A 2,769-nucleotide genomic window follows, 5' to 3' on the forward strand; every position below is an offset into this window, starting at 1 on the left:
AAAGCGGCGACCCGTCTGGTCCTGGCCCGGCGTCTGCTACCCAGGCAGTGCGGGGAGGTCACGGTGGCGTGGCGGCGCGGTACGGGGTGACCGATCCGGGTCCGCTCCGGCAAGCATTGCCGGCCCTTCCTGAGGGCAGCCGGTGGGTGCGCGACCGGGATGATGCCCGGACGCTGTTCGAGCAGCACGCCGGCCACATCGCCACCACAACGCGGCAGCGGGAGGAGCTGCGGCAGTTGTGGAACGCCCTGATCAACGAAATGGACAACGAGGGGACCTTCACCGTCAGCGAGTTGCGCCTCGCCGCGGCGACAGGCACATGGCAGCCGACGGTGCATAACCGGATCGTGGCATTGCGCGACCGTGGTCTGCTGCGGCTGGTCGAGGAAGCACAGGGTGGCAGGGCGGCGCGGTACGGGGTGACCGATCCGGGTCCGCTCCGGCAAGCATCGTTGCCGGCCCTTCCTGCGGGCAGCCGGTGGGTGCGCGACCGGAATGGGGCCCGGACGCTGTTCAACCAGCACGCCGGCCGCATCGCCACCAAAACGCGGCAGCGAAAGGAGCTGCGGCAGTTGTGGAACGCCCTGATCAACGAAATGGACAACGAGGGGATCATCACCGCCAGCATGCCAGCCCTCGCCGATGCGACAGGCACATCGAAGTCGACGGTGCATCGCCAGATCGGGGCATTGCGCAACCATCGTCTGCTGCGGCTGGTCGAGGAAGCACAGGGTGGCAGGGCGGCGCGGTACGGGGTGACCGATCCGGGTCAGCACCGGCAAGCACCGGTGCCGGGCCCTGCCCCCGGACCGGACCGCCCGCGGCGGCCCGCTCGGCGCGCAGGTCGGCCTCGGCGTCGCGGCGACCAGCCCAGCCAGTTCCCAGGGCCGCAGTCGTTCCCGCCCGGACCGGGCGTACAGGATTCGGCACCTCCGTTGCCGATGTCCGGGCCGGTACCTGCCCCGTCGGCGGGCACGGGTCTGCCTGGGCTGCCCGGGCCGGTGGGCGACCCGGACGCCTCCACGGCGTCGTCCTGGCTGGCGGGGTGGGCGGGACCGGGGTGGCCGAATCCCGGCATTGATGTGACTACCTGGCACGGTGCTGGGATGTCCACCGGCCCCGGCCAGCAGCACATCGACAATGAGCCCGGCGACGGCGGGAACCCCGGCGCCTGGCCCACCTGGCAGGTGGACCCAGCCGATCCGCTCGATCTGTTTGATCCGCTCGATCCGGCGTGGGGCGGCCTGCCCATGGCCGTGGGCACGGAACCCGTCCCCTGGCCGCAACCGATGGATCCGTCCCTGCCGCAGGCCCTGCCCGACCCGACATGGTGGTCGCAGTCCAGCGGTGACCAGCCCAGCCAGTTCCCAGGGACGCAGTCGTTCCCGCCCGGACCGGGCGTACAGGATCCGGCACCTCAGTCGCCGATGCCCGGGCCGGTACCTGCCCCACCGGCGGGCACGGGTCTGCCCGGGCTGCCCGGGCCGCTGGACGACCCGGACGCCCCCACCGCGTCGTCCTGGCCGGCGGGGTGGCCGGGACCGGCGTGGCCGAATCCCGACATTGATGTGACCGCCCACGGTGCCGGGATGTTCACCGGCCCCGGCCAGCAGCACATCGACAATCAGCCCGACGACGGCGGGAACCTCGGCGACGGGGCCACCTACCAGGGGACGGACATGGACTGGGAACCATACCCCGCACCCTCCCCAGCGGTGACCCGTACCGACGCCGGCACTCTCCCCGCCGGCGACACCCTCCATCACCCGGCCGACGAGCCACCCACCACCCCCGCCCCACTCCACCCCGACCAACCCCAACCCCAACCCACTGCGGGCAGCCAGTGGGTGCGCGACCGGGATGGGGCCTGGACGCTGTTCAACCAGCACGTCGGCCACATCACCACCACAACGCAGCACCGGGAGCAGCCGCTGCGGGAGTTGTGGAACGTCATGATCAACAGTATGGACGGCGACGGGTTCATCACCGCCACCGAGCGAGCCCTCGCCGCGGCGACAGGCACACTGCAGCAGACGGTGCATGACCGGATCGTGGCATTGCGCGACCGTGGTCTGCTGTGGCTGGACCGGGGAGGTCACGGTCGCAGGGCGGCGCGGTACAAGGTGACCGATCCGGGTCCGCCCCGGCAAGCATCGTTGCCGGCCCTTCCTGAGGGCAGACAGTGGGTGCTCGACCGGGATGATGCCCGGACGCTGTTCGACCAGCACGTCGGCCAGAACGCCACCACAACGCGGCAGCGGGAGCAGCTGCGGCAGTTGCGGCTGTTTTGGAACGCCCTGATCAACAGTATGAACGACGACGGGCTCATCACCGTCAGCGAGTCAGCCCTCGCCGCGGCGACATTCACACCGCGGCGGACGGTGCGTGACCGGATCGGGGCATTGCGCGAGCGTGGTCTGCTGTGGCTGGACCAGGAGAAACGCGGTGGCGTGGCGGCGGGGTACAGGGTGACCGATCCGGGTCAGCCCCGGCAAGCACCGGTGCCGGGCCCTGCCCTCGGACCGGACCGCCCGCAGGGTAGTGAGGACCTGTTCTGGCTGTACGACGGGGATACGTTGCCGATGTCCGGGCCGGTACCTGCCCCGCCGGCGGGCATGGGTCTGCCCGGGCTGCCCGGGCCGCTGGACGACCCGGACGCCTCCACGGCATCGTTCTGGCCGGCGGGGCCGGCCGCGTTGTTCTGGCCGGAGGGGTGGGCGGAACCGGCGGAGCCGGTTCCCGGCAGTGGTGTCACCGACGGGCACGGTG

1 pseudogene is annotated in these 2,769 nt (G+C 71.5%); it reads left to right on the top strand.

Going from position 1 to position 2,769, the window contains the following annotated elements:
• Positions 1-68: 68 nt before the first annotated feature.
• Positions 69-2,769: pseudogene (locus ACGFIZ_RS34125) on the top strand (hypothetical protein); the annotation flags it as partial.

The organism is Micromonospora sp. NPDC048830 (assembly GCF_043198215.1).
Classification (GTDB): domain Bacteria; phylum Actinomycetota; class Actinomycetes; order Mycobacteriales; family Micromonosporaceae; genus Micromonospora.